The organism is Candidatus Protochlamydia naegleriophila (assembly GCF_001499655.1).
Classification (GTDB): Bacteria; Chlamydiota; Chlamydiia; order Chlamydiales; family Parachlamydiaceae; genus Protochlamydia; species Protochlamydia naegleriophila.
Genome location: NZ_LN879502.1, coordinates 2,588,164 through 2,606,467, shown reverse-complemented (window position 1 = coordinate 2,606,467; position 18,304 = coordinate 2,588,164). Strand labels below are relative to the sequence as shown.

Sequence of the window (18,304 nt, the reverse complement as noted above, 5' to 3'; positions counted from 1 at the left end):
GTTTCAAAAAAACTTAGTGCGAAAAAAAGATCCGTAAAAACACAAGTACTGGATTTAAATGATTGCCATATGGCAAAGACTTAAATCCAGGACTTTGAGCAGTCAATACTAACTTTTTCACATAATTTGTGTATAATCAGTTGACAAAATTTAAACAAACATTTTTTGAATAATTAAGCCTCGGTCGGTTTGGGAGCCACCAACAAACTGTCTCGATACGTTTTTTTGAGCTCGTCCTGATCGAAAAGGAGCAATCCTATAAAGACAATGACAAAAGAAACGTAGAATGGCCAAGTCACGACTTCGCCTAGGAAAATCCATCCAAAAAGAGCCGTAAAGAGGGGAGTCGTAAAACCTGCAAAAGAGATAAATGTTGCTGAATACTTTTTGAGAAGAGTTCCGTAGAGATTATAGCAGATGAGATTGGAAATTAAAATTAACAACAGAGTGCATTCTATAAAGATTGGAATGTTTGTAACAGGAATCGGAGACCAGGTCTCAACGGCTAAGGAATGGGCAAGGGCTAAACCGCCGCCAATGAACATGCTCGTTCCATTGGCTGTCATCGGAGCAAGCTTATGCTCGTTGACCAATTGCATCAAAACAATCCAACCATAGACGCTGCAAATGGCTGCCATCATCACGGCTAACTCGGCCCAGGAAAAGAAAAGTAAATGGCCTGTTTGTTCTTCATTGCTTGTTTGACTCAGTAGAATAGGTAAAAATCCTAAAAAGCCTATAAAAAGACCCATCCACTTTTTGCGCGTCAGCTTTTCAGAGAAAAGCATGTAACAAAATAAAGCCGAAAGGAAAGGGGATAAACTATAAATAAAACAGGTTTTGAACGAGGTTAAGTATTGTAAACCCCAAAATTCAAAAACATTTGTCAAATAAATGTTAAAAGCCGCTAATTGAAAAATACGCCACCATGTTTGCTTATCAAACGAAAAACTCACCTTGTTCACGATCTTCTGATATCCTAGTAAGATGCAACCTGCCAACAACATGCGTGTGCCTACTAAGAAGAAGGGTTGAGCATGTTGTAATCCTGTTTTGGCAATCGTAAAGACGCTAGCAAATAAGGCATAAAGAAGAATCACGTAAAACATAAGGCCTTTAGAAAAATAGAAGTTTGAAAAATTTATAATTATTCTACGAATAAACTATAAAAAAATAAAGATAAAAATAGAGTGTTTGAACGGATTTATTAAGAGAGAGATTCAAATACTTACCCCTCGAGCGCTCAAAAAGTACATCTAACCATCCCTCCTCTTATTGATCATAACTCCTTCATCTAAATTGAAAAAAATGAATAATTATTTAAATAAAAATAAATTTCTTAACAAATCTTAACATTTTAGTTTTATAATTTTTTTTAAATTAATTTAAAGGTATTGAAATATTATGAAAGTAATGAGAGATGAGCACTCTTGCACAAGCAAGAGCTGGGGAGTTTTGTCCGAAGGAGAAGAAGAGTATGGGAGAACGTATAAAAAGAAGAAAACTGACCAATCAGATTTTTCGCAGTTTCTACCAAACGAATTGGTATTAGAGATTTTTAATTTTTTGGGATGCGAGCAATCGGCAGCCTCTCTTCTACCAGTTTGCAAACAATTCTATGCTGTGGGGAGCGACTATCCTCCGATTCAGCTCCTTTCGGCTGTTAAACAGATGCGGACAAAAGAATGGTCCGGTTGTCTCCCGCTTTCGGTGAACATGAGGCCGACCGATCGTTTGCAAAAACAATTTGCAACGATGATCGCAAGTTTCGATAAAGGCTATCAAGGGACTCAAAACTTACTCGAACTGACCCCCTGTTTACGCTCTAATTTTTCTTTTACTCACCTCGTCGAGAATAATCGCTATCTGTTCGAATCTCTCGTCAAATCCAATGGCATGATGCTAAAGTATAGGGGGTCCTCCCTTGAGAGAGATCTGCCTATTTTGCAGAGCGGTGTTCAAGCAAATAAATTGGCATTCGAGTTTGTGCCCGATGACTTGAAGCCCAAAATTCAAGAAACAGTTTATCGAGAGATTCATCTCTATCAAGTGGAAGAGTGGCTAACAGAAGGGGCAAGCAGAGAGCCTCCTCAGTGGATGGCACAATATACCGAATCTAAAGATGTCTTCGAAGAGCTCGATCAATGGATCAATGAGTGATTCTTGTTATATTAACTTTTTAATATAACTTAACAATTGCTTAATTAATGTTAAATAAAAATTTAGTTAAATTTAAAATTGTATTGTATAATAAAATACAAGGGAATGCTTTAGTAGAACTAATTTCAGGTTTTAGTTTGACAAAACGATGGGTTACTTATCTGTCAAGCTTGAGTATAACTGGAAATTAAATTATAAGAACCTATCAAAATATTTAAAGTTGATGGAGTTAAGATGCAAAAAACAAAAATATTGCTCATAGAAGACGAAGAAGACATTGCGTCGCTTATTAAGCTGCAAGCGGAACTTGCGGGTTATAAGGTTCACGTTGAAATGGATGGGCTGAATGGCTATTTAGCCGTTGAAAGAGAAAGACCAGATATTATTGTATTGGATATCATGCTGCCTGGCTTGAACGGATTGGACGTGTGTCGCAAGATCAAGAGTAATCCCGATTTTGAAGATATTCCGATTATCATCATATCAGCCAAGAGTGAGGAGTTAGACGTTGTATTGGGACTCGAATTAGGTGCTGATGATTACGTGGCAAAGCCATTTTCTTTGAAAGTGCTTTTTTCTCGAGTTAAAGCGGTTTTGAGACGCGGCAAAGAGGCGGAAAAAGAGGTAAAGGTATTGACCTTTGGCGATTACACGATGGAAGTGGATCGATATCTATTGCGCAAGAAGGACAAGAGTATTGCCTTGACTCTTTCTGAATTTGGCATTTTGCGTCGTTTATTACTGAACCGTGGCAAAGTTCTGACTCGTAATCAACTGCTAGATGATGTTCAAAATGATGAAGCCTTCATTATTGACCGCAACATCGACGTACACATCGCTTCCTTGCGCAAGAAGCTAGGCCCCAATTTCGACGGAATTGAAACCGTTCGGGGTGTTGGCTATCGCTTCAAAGATGAGGACTAGAGGCCGATCAGGCCCGCTTGTTAAATGTTCATGCTGGCATAACCGTCCATTCTCATGGTTTCTATTCGATAGGTATCACCAGAATGGATGGTTATAGCTCATGCGTGAGCCTTCTTTTTTAGTAGTAGCATGTCAGATTCCTTCAGGCCCACTGGGCCTTTTTTAAAACGCTTATCCGAAAGAATCCTTTTTTTCAGCCTGCCTTTGCTTGATGGCTTGAAAGCGTTGGGGATCAAAGCGTATCCAGACTGTCTTGTGCTTGGATATTTGTACTTTTCCTGGTTGATTTTTCCCAAGACGAGAGACGTATTTTCTTTGCGTAATGCAAATGTCCGCTTCTTGTTGTTCTTTGGCTTTACTGAAATAAAGTGCAAGCTGAAGGGCATCGGCTATGGTTTCTGGATCGGGGTCTCGCCCTTTTAAGGTGCGAATGACGATATGGGAGCCGGGAATCCCTTGGGCATGCAGCCACCAGTCAGATCCATTGGCTAGCGTAAAGGTCATGCTGTCGTTGGCTTTGGCATTTTTTCCAACCCACATGAGCAGGCCGGTCGATGATCGGTATTCGTGATAGGGGAGCTGCCTCTTTTCAATTTTCTCCTTAACGGAAAGAATGGGCTTTAACTGAGGCTTAAAGGATTTTAAGGCTTCAATCGTTTCGGCGCTTTCCAATTCTCTTATGCGATCCTCCAGTTCTTTGATTTTTTGATTAATACGCTCGATTTGGGCTGGAAGATGGCTTAAGGCTCCATGCAGCTTTTTGGCCTTTTTAAAGCGGTGGGCTAATTCCTCTTGAGGAGTCAGGGTACCACTCAATTGTAGCGTGCGTGGGTTGTTTTGTAGCCAGTCCCATACGTTAATTTCGCGCATTCCCTTTTTAAGGGAGGAAAATTGGGATTTAAGCAGCTCTCCCTCATGCTTCACCTGTTCCCACTGAGAGCATTCAGCGAGCTCTTTTTCCAATTCTTTCAGCTTCTTTTGCATGCGTTTCCATTCTCTTTGGAAAAGAGCCTGTATCTCTTTTTTCTCTTTTTGGAGAATCCATTCCCCCTCTAGCTGGTCGTAGATTTTTTCAACTTCTTTTGAGCTTGTAAAAGCAGAAGAATTGGAGAGCGAAGAGGGATTTTTTGAAGGCGGTTGATAATGGGAATGGGGAAGGGGGAATAAGGAAAAAAGAATCTGTCCAGTGCGATCGGTAATATAGTAATTGGGATGCCTCGTGAAGAATTCGCAAATGAGTGAAAACATGTGGTGCGGGCTTTGGAAATGCATTTTCAAGATGCGGTCAGCATTGATTTGCTCAATGGCAAGCAAAGTAGCTCCCTTGAGAATGGAGTGGAGAGGATGAGAGGATGAGGATGAATGGAAAGTTCGATTTTCGGTAAGGTGGCAGCGCGGAATTGGCCCTTCCATGCACAAAAAGAGGGCTTCTTTCTTTCCATTTTTCTCAAAGAAGAGCACAAAGCGGCGCGGATCGGCTCCATTGCAGGAAAGATAGGTTGATCCCTTGAGGTGCTTCTCAAATTCCGGCAGAAGGGTTTTTAATTGGGCTGCACTAAAATTTTTTGTATTCATAATGACTCAATGCTTTTAACTATCGTTCATTCACTATCCGCTAGAAAGCCATTTTTTGCATCAACCTCATCTACTCTCTTCTGCTGCGATTGCAAGAGTCTCTTGTGCTTAGGTACATTCCTACTTGCGAGCTGCCTTTGTCCAAGTACTGAACAGAGTGGGCGAGCTTGGCAAAGAGGGATTGGATGTTTTTGTGGAAAGCTGCCTCGTGTAGATGATGGTTAATTGAGAAAGTGTTTTAAGTTTTTGGATGTATTTTTTTCTCATATGCTCATGATCGATTTCCAAGACTTGGAGATTCGGGCTGTTGAGAACGAGGTCTTTGAGCAGGTCGATTTTTCCGGTGACTTGCTTGAGATCGATTGACTGCAGTTGATGCGCATTCTTTGTAAAAAGGGGAATAAGTGACTCATCCATTAAGTCGCTGAAAGGGAATCCCAAATGGGTTATGTTGATGCAGCGCTTGTTGAATAGATTGATTGTATTGAAAGAGCATTCCGAAAGGCTCGTTTTGAAATGGCTAAGAGTCAAGTGAGCAAGCCTTTGACAGTTTGATAAGGCAGCCAAAGAGTCATCGCTGAATTGCCAAGAAGGAGAGGGCGATTTCAAGTTGAGCGTTTCAAGCTTTTGGCAACCTGTGCTTAAGGCCTGAATGCCTGCATCATTGAGCATTGAAGAGTGTTTTGCGGGTGAGGCCTGTTCGATCTCCAAGAGAACGAGTTCTGGGCAATGGGTAGCCAACGTTTCGAGCAACTGATTGGTGTACTGCCCGCAATTGAATAGCCTCAAGTGCTTGAGTTTAGGTTGGGTTGTTTTCAAAGCGTCCACAAGATGGTGTTCTTCGATCTGGCAGAGATTCAAGCCGAGCGTTTCTAAATGCTTAAACGTGCCTGGCTGCCATGTAAATGGGCTTTTAGATTGCCTACTCGGTTCGAATTGAAAGGTCTTTAATGAGGGAAGTTTTGCAACGGCAGAGAAGAACGAGGGTGTGCTAGGGTTGCTGCGATACAGTTCAAGATGTTCAATTGTTGGTCTATGGCTCAAAAATTTCTCAATTGTCAGAGAGTCCAAATAGGTGCAATCGCTCAGTTTAACACGGCGCAAATTCAGGCAGGCTTGAGCGATGGCGATGAACGCCACTTTTGAGTCATCTATTGAGTAATTAGCAGGTGACAAGGCAATTTCCAAGGACTCTAAATTGGGAAAGCTTCCAACGATGGCTTCAAACAGGCCCACATCGCAGAGACCGCAATAGGCAAAGGTCAATTCCTTGATGGCTTCACTCTTCTTTTTTGTACCCTCCGCTGTGTAGGCTTCTAGAAGCAGGAGGGGAAACTGCGAGACGTGAGGGAATCCGGTCAGCTTCACGACTTCTAAGTGTTGCGATTCGCTGATAAAAGTAGAAAAGCCGCAGTCGGTAAGGGCCCCTTCTCCGGAAGTATCCCAACACTCGAAAGAGCGCAAACGGTGTTTGCAGATAGAAAAAGCGATTAAAGCGTGATCGGTCAATGGGCAATCGATGATTTTAAGGTGTTCGAGTTGGGGTGCATACAGGGCAACGACCGTGAGGTAATCATCGAAATGCGAAGAGGCCAGGTGATGGAATTCGAGTGTTTTTAAAAGAGGGCATTTTTGCAAGAGATGGGCGAGCCCTCGCACTGTAAAGCCTCCTCCTTGCAAAGCGAGAGTCTCGAGGTTTTCTCCATGGCTTGCAAGGAAAAGAAGTTCTTGATCGCTTAGACTCGTTTGCCTTGGCAGCAGATGAGAGGGATTAAACTGTGCAGAGTCCATGATTTTTAAGCTCAGCGGAGCGTGCTTAATCTCATCAAAGGCTTGTGGATTCTTTTCAAAAAATAGCTTCAGAAAACGATCACTTGCTGCAATCTCATAGAAAGAGCGGCAAGTGAGGCTAAGATGACCAATGTCTTGCCAACTTGTACAGGCGTAGCCAAAAATAAGCGTCCAGATATCATCGGGAAGCAGGCATACGTTATTCTGTAATGGACAAGCGACACTACTAGCGTTGCTCGTCTTTTCATTCAAATCCTTTAAGCGAGTGAGGGGAAAAGAGAGATAGGAAGAGATCTCTAATTGTTCTTTTTGAATGACGTGATACGCGAATAAGGACTTCATGGCTTTAAATAAGCTTGCCTGTTCCTTGGATAATTGATGTCCTGTTTTGACGACTCTTAAATTATTCCCCTCTCCAGAGAAAGCGCTCATAAACTGTTTTTCCTCATTGGGAAAATAAGGGGCATAATGAAAGACTTGCCGGATAAAACGAGCCAAAAAGTCAATGTACTTAACGCGAGACTCGGTCTGTATGGGTGGAAACGTGAGTGGAACGGGAATGTGATTTGCTTCATGATAAGCCGCTAAAGAATGGGCATTCATTTGAGGGATCCTATTGATAATTAGATGTTTTTTAAGATTTTATTAATTGCAGTTAATAAAATCAAATTCAATCTTTTTAACAAAATTTTAATTAAATGCCTTTATTTTGAAGTTTGTAGAAAACTTTTGGAAAGATGGACTCTTTCTCCTCTCTGATTTGAAAGCTCATTGCAGGGGATTTTAGATGGATGGATCCAGACACGTGTTCTGATTTAGAAGAAAGGGGCCTTGGAAGTTGACTATTTGATTCAAAAGGGATGGGCTGTTGAAAGTCTTTGCTCTGAACAAATATCCCTAGTCTTTAAAAATCAGAGCTGCGCATTTTTCATTTTCCGGCATGTGATCGAGTAAATCAAATACTCCTACTTCTAAAATATGTAAGCTACCTGCAAATACGAAGATTTTACTGTGGGGATGCTCTATTAAAGCACGTTTGATAGATCGAATTAAAAAGTTATTGCGCTCGTGAAGAATTTCCATGAATTGATGAAAGAGTTCAAAGGCCTCATCGTGGCTTTTTTGCATTTTTTCTTGATTGGTTGAAATGCCGCGTTCAAAACTCTGTTTTTCTTCTGTAATGATCTCAAGTTTTTTAGTATTTATTCCCTGCACTAGTTTTAGCGATTCTATTACTAAATTTGAACTTTCTTCCCAACCAGTCATGTGAATATTTTTTGAGATATTTCCATAAATACCATAATTGGTATTAGGATCTGGCATAAACTGCTGTCCATACTCTAATCCCTCTAGCAAGAAAACATCTCCATCTTTTCCAAGTTGATTGATAATCGCCACCTCTAAGTCGTGGTGCTTCGGAGTTTTATGTTGCTCTCCCATGAGAATAATTCTGGCATCTTCTACGCAGGTTGTATTTTTATAGTTAATGACAGCATAGTCCAATAACTGCTCGGTATTTAACTCGATATCAGTGAAATCGAGCCTAGTTTGGTCGTAGATTGGATGGCCATCTTTATCATTGCGAACGGTTATTGGCAATTCCGATAACCCTACTATCTGAAATTCGCTACTCAAATCCAAAGAGGACTGCTTGGGTTCTTCATTATGAATAACCTGCTCGACAGGTTCATGATGAATTTGAGGAATAGGTTGGGGATTGTTTTGCACTACAGGCGTTGGTATTCGGTTATGGATTTCATCATGTGCGACAATGTTGATGTTTTTCGGAACAAACAAGCGATAAACAAAAGCGGTGAGCGCTATAGCAGCAAAAATAGCGGTTGCAATAGCCGCTATTGTTTTTTGGCGGGATGTTAGTGAGGGTAAAAGACGCTCTGCAAAGGGAATTGATGATTGAAAAGCCGAATGAATGGTTGCAATAGTCATTGAATTGTTCCTTTTGTGAAGGCCCAATTTACCAATCAGTATGTTTAAAATGAAATAAAATATTAATTGTTATTTTTTGATTGATTTGGAAAATAATGAGTTTGGTATTTTTAAATGTCGCAGAGAAATAACAAGTTAACTTGCGACGGATTGATGATTGAATAAACATTCTTTATTCTTTAAAAAGCAGAGCTGCACATTTTTCATTTTCAAGCATATGATCCAGTAAATTGAATGTTCCTACTTCTAAAATATGCAATCTACCTGTAAATACAAAGATTTTACTGTGGGGATGTTCTATTGAAGCACGTTTAATAGAGCGGATTAAAAAGTTATTGCGCTCGTGAAGAATTTCCATGAATTGATGAAAGAGTTCAAAGGCCTCATCGTGGCTTTTTTGCATTTTTTCTTGATTGGGTGAAATGCCGCGTTCAAAACTCTGTTTTTCTTCTGTAATGATCTCAAGTTTTTTAGTATTTATTCCCTTCACTAGTTTTAGCGATTCTATTCCTAAACTTAAGTTTTCTTCCCAGCCGCGCATGTGAATTTTTTTTGAGATGTTTCCATAAATACCATAATTGGTGTTTGGATCTGGAATAAATTCTTCATATTCCGTACCTTCTAATAAAAAAACATCTCTATCTTTCCCAAATTGATTGATAATAGCCACCTCTAAGTCTCTATGTTTTGGAGTTTTATGTTGCTCTCCCATGAGAATAATTCTGGCATCTTCTACGCAGGTTGTATTTTTATAGTTAATGACAGCATAGTCCAATAACTGCTCGGTATTTAACTCGATATCAGTGAAATCGAGCCTAGTTTGGTCGTAGATTGGATGGCCATCTTTATCATTGCGAATGGTCATTGGCAATCCCGATAATCCCATTACCTGAAATTCGCTACTCATATCCAAAGAGGGCAACGGCTTTAATTCTTCATTATGAATAACCTGCTCACTAGACACAGGATGAGTCTGTGAAGGTTGAGGGTTGTAAGGCGTCGGTATTCGGCTATGGATTTCATCTTGTGTGGCAATGTTGATATTTTTCGGAACAAACAGGCGATAAACAAAAGTGGTGAGTGCAATAGCGGCAAAAATAGCTGCTGCAATAGCCGCTATTGTTTTTTAGCGGGATGTTAGTGAGGGTAAAAGACGCTCTGCAAAGGGAATTGATGATTGAAAAGCCGAATGAATGGTTGCAATAATCATTGAATTGTTCCTTTTGTGAAGGCCTAATTTATCATACTGGGTATTTTAATGTAGAATAAAAAATAATTTTAAACTTGATCGAATTGCAAAATTTTTTTATAAGATATGCAGTCAAAAATGAAAGTAAAATCTTTACTTTCAAAGATTCTTTCAGTTCATATGATAAATTGTTTTTACATTAAAACTTATACAATTTTAGGAGAACTATTATGCAGCTCGTACCAGTTCCAGCAGATCCGCAACAACTCGTACCAGTTCCAGCAGATCCGCAACAGCAAATGGATCAGTTGGCCAATCAAAACCGTCAGCTTGCAGTACATGTTGGTACATTAACTGAAATAGCCATTAGAGGAATCCACGCTATACAAGGATTACAGCGTGACAACCTAGCATTGCAAGGCCGTGTTGGTGAGCTGCATGGCCGTGTTGGTGAACTCGAACGTGAAAAGGAGACATTGGAACAAAGAGTCGCAGGAACAGAAAATCACAATCAACAATTAAGCCAAAATCTGGTGAACGTGCAGACTGAAAATGCACAATTGGCTCAGCGTGTAAGAAATATAGAACTCGAAGAGGATGCGAAAAAAGTCGACCAACTTAGAGATACATACATCAATGGTGGTTTAAATCGTCTTGGGGGAAGTATACTGACATCAGTACTTGTATCTCCTATTTTTTGGGGATCGACACTAGAAACCGCAATTACCTTAGGTTTATCAGCAGTAAACCCCTCTATACTTCCTTGGCTTGCTTTTGGGACGGTTGGAACTGGAACGTTTATGCATACATGTTTCAGAGGTTCACAGAAAAGAGATCTAGAATATTATGAAAGTGAATGCTTGGACCGCAATCCTAATGCAACCAAAAGAGAAGTGTTTGAATATGGTGTAAGGAAAGTTCAGGAAGCAGAAGAAGCTGAAGAGCTTAGAAGACAGGAAGAGGAGAGACAGATTGGTTGGGAATGTCCGAATGCATGCTCGCCTGATCTCGACTACTAAAAAACGATTGGAGGAGGCGTAGGCCTCCTCTCCATTGTTTGCTGAAAAAGGCGCACTTTTAGGTATGCATGAGGAAAGACTCTTGCTTGATGGCATTGAGCAGGGCCGGAATGCGGTCTGTTTTTTCCCATTTAAAATTGGGTTCTTCCCTTCCAAAATGTCCTTCATAAGCCGTTTGACGGTAGATGGGACGCTTGAGGTCGAGCATTTGAATGATTCCCTTGGGACTCAAATTGAAAACAAGAGGAATGATGCGGCTGAGCAGCTCTTCGCTGATGGTACCGGTTCCGAATGTATCCACCTTGATGGAGATGGGACGAGGCATTCCGATTGCGTATGACAGCTGCACTTCACAGCGCTTGGCTAATTTGGCTGCCACAATGTTTTTGGCGATGTAGCGGGCGGCATAGCAGGCCGAGCGATCGACTTTAGAAGGGTCCTTTCCGGAGAAGGCACCTCCTCCATGTCTTCCCATTCCTCCATATGTATCCACAATGATTTTTCGTCCAGTCAATCCGCAGTCACCTGCCGGGCCACCAATGACGAAGCGCCCTGTTGGATTGATGTAAAAGAGGGTGTTTTCATCGATGAGCTCGGCTGGAATGACGTGCAGGATCAGTTCTTTCATCTCTTTGACGAGCGCTGCCTGATCGATATCTTCGCTGTGTTGGGTCGATAAGACGACTGTGTGGACGCGGACGGGGTGATGGTTGTCATCGTATTCGACGGTCACTTGCGACTTGGCGTCTGGCCTTAGATAGGTTAAGACATTGCGCTGCCTTTTTTGACGCAGTTCCCGCACAATGGCATGGGCTAACATCAAGGGGAGAGGCATGTACTGGGGGGTATCGTCGCAGGCATAGCCAAACATGAGTCCTTGGTCGCCAGCTCCCTGTTCTTTATAGGGATTTTGCTCTTCATTGACCCCTTGAGCAATATCTGGTGATTGTTTGTTGATGGAGGTAATAACGCCGCACGATTGATAGTCGAATCCGAGCTCGGGATGATCATATCCAATTTCTTTAATGGTTTTTCTGACAATGTCTTGATAGTCGATTGCGGCATGGGTCGTAATCTCCCCTGCAACCAAGACAAGTCCTCGAGAAACTAGCGTTTCACAAGCGACGCGGGAGTTGGGATCACCTGACAGGCACGCATCTAAAATGGCATCGGAAATTTGATCGGCAATTTTGTCCGGATGACCGATAGAGACCGATTCTGACGTGAAAAGAAAATGACTCATGGTTTAAGCTCGCTATATAATTTTTTGAATATAAAAAACACCATCGACTCGTTTACAATTAATTTCAAGAAACTTTTTGAGCCGTGAAAAATGACTGATTTGATTGACCTGCACAATTTTATTTAGAGGACAAATGAATACGACTTGGTTAAAAAGCGGGATAGTGGGGATCTGGCTGCTTTTAGTGTCTGCCCATGCACCGCTCTTTCTAACCTTTGATTCTCTCGAGCAGTCAAGCCTTGAGCAGGAATTTCCAAGAGTCATTCATATGAGGGGATTTCTTTATCAAACTCCTTCCCAATCGCTTGTATTGGCTGCACAGCCTGACCTAAAGAGTTGCTGTATTGGGACCTCTTCCAAAGTGTCGGAGCAGATTTTTGTGAAGGGGGAGATCGCTAAAGAGGCATTGACGCATCGAGCCGTCACCGTTCAGGGCGTGTTGAAAAGGGAGCCACTCTTTGATGCCCGGGGAGAGCTGGTTCAATTGTATGTATTGGAACAAGCGATCCTTCTCTCCTCAAAGCCTTTTCCTTTGTGGACAATTGTGGGTGTCGTTTTGATTCTTGCCCTTCTTGGATGGCTTCGCTATTCGGGAATCTTTTGCTTTTCAAAAAAATGATTGATCATTCATAACTATCTTTCTTAATTTCTTCATTTCGGTTTTTTTGAGAGCCCTGCTTTAAACGTATCCGACTGTTTATTAGAAATTAAGGATGTTTGCATCAGCTTGATATCAAAAGATACCATCCACCAGACCGGAGGTTTAATGCGTTTATTTCTATATTGCATGACGGCACTTACAGTTTTATTTGGACATTCTTTTTTAGTTTCAGAAGAAGTGGAGAGCGATCCAGCTTTTGCCATGCGGCACCGCTGCAGGCCAGATTATGCCAAAACAGCCACTCTTGAGAGTCCCAATCTTCTTCTGAATCCTATTGGAGGAAATGACTATGGCAATTCCGTGGCTTTTAATGGGCGCTACTTATTTATAGCAGATAAGAGCGCTGTTTCTGATTCATCCTTGTCCTCAGGAGCCGTCTATGTCTATTATTACAATGACAGCAATCAGTGGGAATTTACTCAAGCCTTGACGACTGGCGGCAATGAAGACAACGTAGGGAATTTGAGTGTCAAGTCAGAAGGAAAGTTTCTTTTCATTTCAGCCATTGGAACACCGCTGAATGAGGAAGATCCCCTTGCTAAAGATTACACAGGTGCACTGCTCGTCTATCACCGCTCTCATAAAAAGGTACCTGGCACAGAGGCTCATCGCTGGGAATTGGTGCAAGTGATCGATCGCCATACGCCTGGATTAGAGGGGTTGACTGCTTTTAGCTTCGAACATCTCAATAGCGGCGCTTTATTTGGACTGCAGCACGCGGTAGATTTGGAAAAAGGGTGGTTGCTCGTCGCAGCCCCTTTTCAAGTCGTCAATGATCCTGTGACACATGAAGCAATCGACAATGCTGGAGCTGTTTATGCTTTTCGTCGCAATAGCTTGAGCGGTCTTTGGGAGCTGCATCAAACGTTGATAAATCCAGAAAACCTCTCGTTGTTGCTGTTCGGAGGTAATCTGGCCGTGAATAATGGCTATGCATTGATTTCAAATTCGCTCGTTGGTTCAGTACCAGCTATTAGTCCCTTCATTTCTCGCAATGGGACTGTTTATGTTTTTCATCTATCAGAAAAAAAGCAGCATTGGCACTACTTTCAAAAGTTAAAAGGCGATGAAAGTATGGATCTTGCACAACAAGTGGAATTCGGGGATAGTTTTGGCGGTTCTCTTTCCATCGATGGAAAATGGGCTCTCATTGGAGCTCCCTTGGAAAGCTTTAGCGACTCATTAGAAGAGCGCTTTCAAGGAGCGGCCTATTTCTTTCATCTGCTAAATGATAAGTGGCATCGCGCACAAAAAATTGTCTCTGACGATGTCAATACGCCTTTTAAGCGTACCTCTTATTTCACGGCAGATATTAAAGGCCATATGGCCATTATTTCAGATTCTTCGCGTACTGGACCGGCTGGGGAGCAGCAAGGAGGCATTCTTGTTTATCATCGCCGCCATGGAAGCTGGAAGCCGTATCCAATTATTTTTGATCCCAATGGAGCTGCCTTTGAAAATTTTGGCGCTTCAGCCGCACTATCGTCTATTAGGCTGATTAATGGGCGGCCGAAAATATTTTTTGCAGGGGGCATATCAAATTTCACGTTGCCTTCTATTCAACCAAAATCGGTCTTGATTTTCGAAGGTATCTGCCAGTAATAAGCGGGGTGTATGAGTGAAGTCTTAAGACTTCACTCACCCCAAAAGATAAGCGTAGCCCGGAGTCACGTAGGCTTTGCCTGGATGAGGCAGAATACAGCCATTTACACATAAATTGTGCTTGCTTTGCCAGAATTTTATCTTAGATCTGGCAAAGTTTGACATAGCCTGCGAAACGGCATCATCCCCATCATAGACCGTATCGGGGTATTCTTTTTGCTCACTTTCTACATTGAAATATTCCGACGGCTGGAAGCAAGGCGCAGTTACTTTTTCTAAATCGCCCCATCGGTAAGAGGCCTCAATGCTGCCAATCAAGGCGCGCAGATCATAAGCATGATTGGGATTGATCAAGATGAAGCAGCTTGCCAAACAAACCAGGCTCAATGTAGTGGCATAGATAGGGGTGCGAAGGCAATCCATTACATTTCGGTAGATTCTTTGAGCAACCCTTTGGCAAATTTCACGCGCGGGCAGCTCTTCCTTTATTCCATAATAAATAGTGCATCCAATATCGATCGGCAAGGAGACGGGAAAGCAGATCAGATAGACCGTACGAATTGTCAATTCAATGGGATAAAGGATAGCCAGTCCTAAGCATTTGAGGGCAATTTTAAGGGGGCTGCAGTCGAAGTAAACAGCGCCGCTTCTTCGATCGATAGTAGCGACGTAAAAATGGCGTAGACGTGCATGTGTTTGCTGTTCATTCCACGCGCAAATCAGCCTGCCCCAATGAGGAGTCTTTGGTATGATATGGCTTTCTAGTTGGGGATGGCTTTCCAGCCATTCGTTAAATCTTGTTTCAATCATCGTTGCTGTCTTCTGACAATGTAGATTTTTAAGCCATGCATCGCCATAACTGATTTTAAGCTGTTTTTAAGTTATTGGTGTGGCAATTGAATCAATTTACTCCTATTGGCAATGTCTGTGCGTTGGGATGAATTCATCGCCTCTGTAAAGATATACTGCTTTTGCGCATAGGATATCTCTTCTGTTGGATATCGATTGGACTCTCTCCTTTTTTTGAAGACGCGGAGAACAGGCTTCTCATTTTGCGAGCAAGTGTGGATTTGCGCAACGCAATTGGTATTTACTTGGGATAATTTGTTGATCAGCTTGTCCAGCAACTCCGAATCGGCGCTATCAAATGCTCGTCTTCATTAAATGCGAGCAAGATTTCGGCGACTTTTTGCCCATTCTACTCATATTGATAGAATCCATAATGGGCAACTTGCTGATTGAGGCCCTGCTGATCAATTGCCTGATTCTCTGGCAGCTGGCTATTAACCATTTAAAAGTACTTTTCTTATTAACGTAATAGGGTAAATTTTGTTAAGGATAATTAGAATTATAATAATATTTGCATGTTAATTTATTATTAAGATGGCTTGTTTTGTATTAAACGTGAATTTAATGAAATTATTCTGGCTTTTGTAGTTCGATGTGGGGAAGGGGTTGGCCGAACAGCTTTTCACCCAGGTCATGGAATTTATCTGGGTCGTCGGAAACGTAGTAGCGGTGAGTGGCCTGATTGGTTGGCGACTCGAGCTTGTGGGTTTGCAGGAGATGTGCCACTGTTTGGGCGCAGGTTGAGGCAGAGTCCACCAAAGAGATATGGGGGCCGGCTTGCTCTTGAATCAACTCTTTGAGAAGGGGATAATGGGTGCAGCCGAGAAGGATTGTATCGACTTCGGCTTTTTCAAGCTGGTTCATGTATTCTTTGATTGCGAGTCGCGTGATCGGATGATTGAGAAAGCGCTCTTCGACAAGAGGGACAAGCAAGGGGCAGGCAACTGGAACGACGGTGGCTTGTGGCAAGAGGCGTTGAATTTCTAGCTGGTACGCACCTGACTGAATGGTTCCTTTCGTGCCCAATACGGCAATGCGCTGATTGCGCGTGACGGAAACAGCTTTTTGCGCGCCAGGTTCGATGACTCCGACGATTGGGATATTAAAAATCTGGCGCAGTTTAGGGAGTGCAAAGGCTGAGGCCGTATTACAGGCAACGACGAGGAGCTTAATCTGCTTTTCTAGCAAAAAAATGGCATTTTCTATGCTATAGCGGATGATGGTTTCTCGGCTTTTATTGCCATAAGGAACTCTGGCTGTGTCGCCAAAATAGAGAAGACTCTCGTGGGGAAGCAGACGGGCAATTTCTTGCATGACCGTCAAACCTCCCACGCCCGAGTCAAACAACCCAATGTGGTAGGTAGAAAGGGAGCCGTGCATGGTCATTCAGGGAATTTTGAGTGTTTGGCCGATGACGATGCGGTCTGTTGAAAGATTGTTGTAGTCTCTTAAGATCTGCACTGTCACTTTATGGGCCTTGGCAATTTTCTCTAAATTATCCCCTGCCTGGACTTTATACGTTTTAGCTGTCTCGGCAGCAGCTTGAGCCTGTTTGGCAGCAATTTCTTGGGCCGCAGTTTCTTTGGCTTGCCAGACATCTACCAGGGAATGCAGAGCGTTCTCTAAGCTTGTCATATGCTGATTTTGAGCCTCAATCATTTTTTCCAGTTCCCCAAGCTTCTGCTTATACTGGCCTAAAATGGTTACCGAGTCATTGGCTTGATCTTTGATTTGACGCAAATCTGCCATGACCCCTTTAACGGCATTATCGAGAGTATCGATCTTTCCTTCCAAATTGACGCTCATGGCGCGGGTATAGTCCTTCTGCCCTTGCAAATCATCTACAATCTGCTGCCTGATGTGGTCTAATGCACTTTCCTGATTGTGCAATTTGTTTTCAAAGATTCGAATTTCTGTTTCGTGATTACTTAATTCGTGCTTTAAATCGGCGACAGCCGTTTTAAGCTGGCGTGGATCCACATTGCTGTCTATAGCAGGTTGGCGCACTGTTTGTTGAGGAGGTTGTTGAGGAAGCGGCCGACCTTGATAGGCGGGATAGGGAGCGCTCCAACAAGCAAAAAGAGGGAACGCTAAAAGCGCTCCCATGAAACAAAGAGATTTAGCGTTCATAAATCTTGAACTCAGCTCGACGGTTTCTTGAAAAACCCTCTTCATGCTTTTCTAAGACGACTGGGCGCTCTTTTCCGTAAGAGATCGTAAAGAGATTGTCGGGACTAACGCCTTCGCTAATCAAAAGATTGCGCACAGCGTTGCTGCGGCGCATTCCTAGAGCTAGGTTGTAGGCTTGAGGCCCTCTCTCATCTGTATGCCCTTCGATGAAGATATACAAATTGGGGTGGCGGCGCATGAAATCAGCAATCTGATGGATTGTCTGAAGGTTTGCCTGTCCTTTAATCAAGCTGCTGTCGTAGTCGAAGTAAACGGTTCTAAAAATACCTGCCAATTGTGGAACTGTACTTGGATCTCTAAAATAAGAAATTCCCGGGATCGAACTACCAGCTTCGCCAGGAGCCTCTCTTGGTTGACGCGCTAGGATATCTGCCATTGCAATTTCATCGTTGGCTTGGTCTTCTAAAGGAATAAAATCGGCTTGAGAATAAGCATTCGATGTACAGCTATTTGATGGGCTGTCTTGATAGTCGCAGTCTTGAAAACTACCTTCTGGGTAATCATTTTGGTCTTCAATGCATTCAAAGTCGTTGCGGCAGCGAATTTGTCTGGAATCACCATGCTTACCACCTAAGGCTCTGACACCGCGGTTAACATGTCTTCCGGCTGATTTGGTATCTTCCCATACATCATTGCTTGTTCTGGCACAGCTTTGAAGTGCGCAAACAGTTCCCATAAGGGTAATAAAATGTAAAAATCGCTTTCTGTTCATAGATTTCTTCCTCAGAAATTAGAAGGAGATAAAAGAAAATTTGTTGTGGAAATGGATTTTAACAAAACCAATCCATATTAGCAAAAAAAATCACGATAAATTAGATGTTTGAAATAAGCGCTTAAATATCAATTGGATACGTTTTTCTGTGGGGTGCAAAAGGCGTTGCGGAGTTGTCAATGGAGTATCTTAAAGGTCATGGCGTTCTTTCAGAGTGGTTTTAAATGAGGGTAAGTTTCAAAAAATTTATCTTTATTGCTTCTCAGTTGTTTGAGACGAGGATGATTAGTTGATTATTGTATTTATAGCTCTGAAAGATAATCTAGAGGAGTGTTTTTGTTCATGAGTTAAAGGTCTTTATGCAGTTAGATCGGTTGGCCTGTGGCGGGTAAAGGGATTAACATAAAACAAGGGAAAAGCTTTCGATTTGCAAGAATCAGAT

Annotated in this window: 15 protein-coding genes; 5 read left to right on the top strand and 10 right to left on the bottom strand. The window is 42.2% G+C overall.

The window, feature by feature from the left end:
* Positions 1-173: 173 nt before the first annotated feature.
* Entirely contained in the window at positions 174-1,109 is a 936-nt protein-coding gene (locus PNK_RS11065; protein ID WP_032124522.1) for a DMT family transporter, read from the bottom strand.
* Positions 1,110-1,404: 295 nt separating this feature from the next.
* Between PNK_RS11065 and PNK_RS11060 the strand changes: the two genes are divergently transcribed.
* Positions 1,405-2,160, top strand: a complete 756-nt coding sequence (locus PNK_RS11060) for an F-box protein (RefSeq protein WP_059062048.1) — start codon at positions 1,405-1,407, stop codon at positions 2,158-2,160.
* Positions 2,161-2,394: 234 nt separating this feature from the next.
* Positions 2,395-3,084: a response regulator transcription factor gene (locus PNK_RS11055; RefSeq protein ID WP_032124520.1), complete on the top strand. Its 690-nt coding sequence runs from the start codon at positions 2,395-2,397 to the stop codon at positions 3,082-3,084.
* Positions 3,085-3,255: 171 nt separating this feature from the next.
* Here the strand turns inward: PNK_RS11055 and PNK_RS11050 are convergent, their stop codons facing one another.
* The 4 genes from PNK_RS11050 to PNK_RS11035 all read right to left on the bottom strand — a co-directional run bounded on the left by PNK_RS11050 (position 3,256) and on the right by PNK_RS11035 (position 9,304).
* Positions 3,256-4,659, bottom strand: coding sequence for an NFACT RNA binding domain-containing protein (locus PNK_RS11050; protein WP_059062046.1), 1,404 nt, complete (start codon positions 4,657-4,659; stop codon positions 3,256-3,258).
* Positions 4,660-4,779: 120 nt separating this feature from the next.
* On the bottom strand, positions 4,780-7,053 hold the full coding sequence (locus tag PNK_RS11045) for an F-box/LRR-repeat protein (protein WP_059062044.1): 2,274 nt from the start codon (positions 7,051-7,053) through the stop codon (positions 4,780-4,782).
* Between the two features lie 294 nt (positions 7,054-7,347).
* Positions 7,348-8,397, bottom strand: coding sequence for a hypothetical protein (locus tag PNK_RS11040; protein WP_059062042.1), 1,050 nt, complete (start codon positions 8,395-8,397; stop codon positions 7,348-7,350).
* 172 nt (positions 8,398-8,569) lie between these two features.
* The gene (locus PNK_RS11035; protein WP_158021796.1) at positions 8,570-9,304 is read right to left on the bottom strand and encodes a hypothetical protein; all 735 of its coding nucleotides are present in this window, start codon (positions 9,302-9,304) and stop codon (positions 8,570-8,572) included.
* A gap of 512 nt (positions 9,305-9,816) precedes the next feature.
* Here PNK_RS11035 and PNK_RS11030 point away from each other — a divergent pair.
* Positions 9,817-10,605 carry a hypothetical protein gene (locus PNK_RS11030; RefSeq protein ID WP_059062038.1) on the top strand — a complete coding sequence of 263 codons (789 nt, stop codon included), beginning with the start codon at positions 9,817-9,819 and terminating at the stop codon, positions 10,603-10,605.
* A gap of 58 nt (positions 10,606-10,663) precedes the next feature.
* Here the strand turns inward: PNK_RS11030 and metK are convergent, their stop codons facing one another.
* Positions 10,664-11,848, bottom strand: coding sequence for a methionine adenosyltransferase (gene metK / locus PNK_RS11025; protein ID WP_059062036.1), 1,185 nt, complete (start codon positions 11,846-11,848; stop codon positions 10,664-10,666).
* A 133-nt stretch (positions 11,849-11,981) separates the two neighbouring features.
* Between metK and PNK_RS11020 the strand changes: the two genes are divergently transcribed.
* Together PNK_RS11020 and PNK_RS11015 are read left to right on the top strand one after the other, a co-directional pair.
* The gene (locus PNK_RS11020) at positions 11,982-12,467 is read left to right on the top strand and encodes a hypothetical protein (RefSeq protein WP_059062034.1); all 486 of its coding nucleotides are present in this window, start codon (positions 11,982-11,984) and stop codon (positions 12,465-12,467) included.
* 147 nt (positions 12,468-12,614) lie between these two features.
* Positions 12,615-14,111 (top strand): hypothetical protein, encoded by a 1,497-nt coding sequence (locus PNK_RS11015; protein WP_158021795.1) that lies wholly within the window; start codon positions 12,615-12,617, stop codon positions 14,109-14,111.
* Between the two features lie 36 nt (positions 14,112-14,147).
* On the opposite strand, the gene PNK_RS11010 is transcribed toward PNK_RS11015, so the two are convergent.
* From PNK_RS11010 to PNK_RS10995, 4 genes are all read right to left on the bottom strand, one after another.
* A complete protein-coding gene (locus tag PNK_RS11010) occupies positions 14,148-14,921 on the bottom strand; it encodes a hypothetical protein (RefSeq protein WP_059062030.1) in 774 nt (257 codons plus the stop codon).
* 609 nt (positions 14,922-15,530) lie between these two features.
* Positions 15,531-16,340, bottom strand: coding sequence for a glutamate racemase (gene murI / locus PNK_RS11005; protein ID WP_032125798.1), 810 nt, complete (start codon positions 16,338-16,340; stop codon positions 15,531-15,533).
* A gap of 6 nt (positions 16,341-16,346) precedes the next feature.
* Positions 16,347-17,090, bottom strand: coding sequence for a LysM peptidoglycan-binding domain-containing protein (locus PNK_RS13925; protein ID WP_059062028.1), 744 nt, complete (start codon positions 17,088-17,090; stop codon positions 16,347-16,349).
* On the bottom strand, positions 17,080-17,862 hold the full coding sequence (locus PNK_RS10995; RefSeq protein ID WP_173636867.1) for an OmpA family protein: 783 nt from the start codon (positions 17,860-17,862) through the stop codon (positions 17,080-17,082). The genes PNK_RS13925 and PNK_RS10995 overlap by 11 nt, the downstream gene beginning before the upstream one ends.
* Between the last annotated feature and the right edge of the window lie 442 nt (positions 17,863-18,304).

Bases quoted from the DNA above. Each gene is read 5' to 3' on its own strand.
- PNK_RS11065 (WP_032124522.1), bottom strand. From the start codon at position 1,109: ATGTTTTACGTGATTCTTCTTTATGCCTTATTTGCTAGCGTCTTTACG.
- PNK_RS11060 (WP_059062048.1), top strand. From the start codon at position 1,405: ATGAAAGTAATGAGAGATGAGCACTCTTGCACAAGCAAGAGCTGGGGA.
- PNK_RS11055 (WP_032124520.1), top strand. From the start codon at position 2,395: ATGCAAAAAACAAAAATATTGCTCATAGAAGACGAAGAAGACATTGCG.
- PNK_RS11050 (WP_059062046.1), bottom strand. From the start codon at position 4,659: ATGAATACAAAAAATTTTAGTGCAGCCCAATTAAAAACCCTTCTGCCG.
- PNK_RS11045 (WP_059062044.1), bottom strand. From the start codon at position 7,053: ATGAATGCCCATTCTTTAGCGGCTTATCATGAAGCAAATCACATTCCC.
- PNK_RS11040 (WP_059062042.1), bottom strand. From the start codon at position 8,397: ATGACTATTGCAACCATTCATTCGGCTTTTCAATCATCAATTCCCTTT.
- PNK_RS11035 (WP_158021796.1), bottom strand. From the start codon at position 9,304: ATGAGTAGCGAATTTCAGGTAATGGGATTATCGGGATTGCCAATGACC.
- PNK_RS11030 (WP_059062038.1), top strand. From the start codon at position 9,817: ATGCAGCTCGTACCAGTTCCAGCAGATCCGCAACAACTCGTACCAGTT.
- metK (WP_059062036.1), bottom strand. From the start codon at position 11,848: ATGAGTCATTTTCTTTTCACGTCAGAATCGGTCTCTATCGGTCATCCG.
- PNK_RS11020 (WP_059062034.1), top strand. From the start codon at position 11,982: ATGAATACGACTTGGTTAAAAAGCGGGATAGTGGGGATCTGGCTGCTT.
- PNK_RS11015 (WP_158021795.1), top strand. From the start codon at position 12,615: ATGCGTTTATTTCTATATTGCATGACGGCACTTACAGTTTTATTTGGA.
- PNK_RS11010 (WP_059062030.1), bottom strand. From the start codon at position 14,921: ATGATTGAAACAAGATTTAACGAATGGCTGGAAAGCCATCCCCAACTA.
- murI (WP_032125798.1), bottom strand. From the start codon at position 16,340: ATGCACGGCTCCCTTTCTACCTACCACATTGGGTTGTTTGACTCGGGC.
- PNK_RS13925 (WP_059062028.1), bottom strand. From the start codon at position 17,090: ATGAACGCTAAATCTCTTTGTTTCATGGGAGCGCTTTTAGCGTTCCCT.
- PNK_RS10995 (WP_173636867.1), bottom strand. From the start codon at position 17,862: ATGAACAGAAAGCGATTTTTACATTTTATTACCCTTATGGGAACTGTT.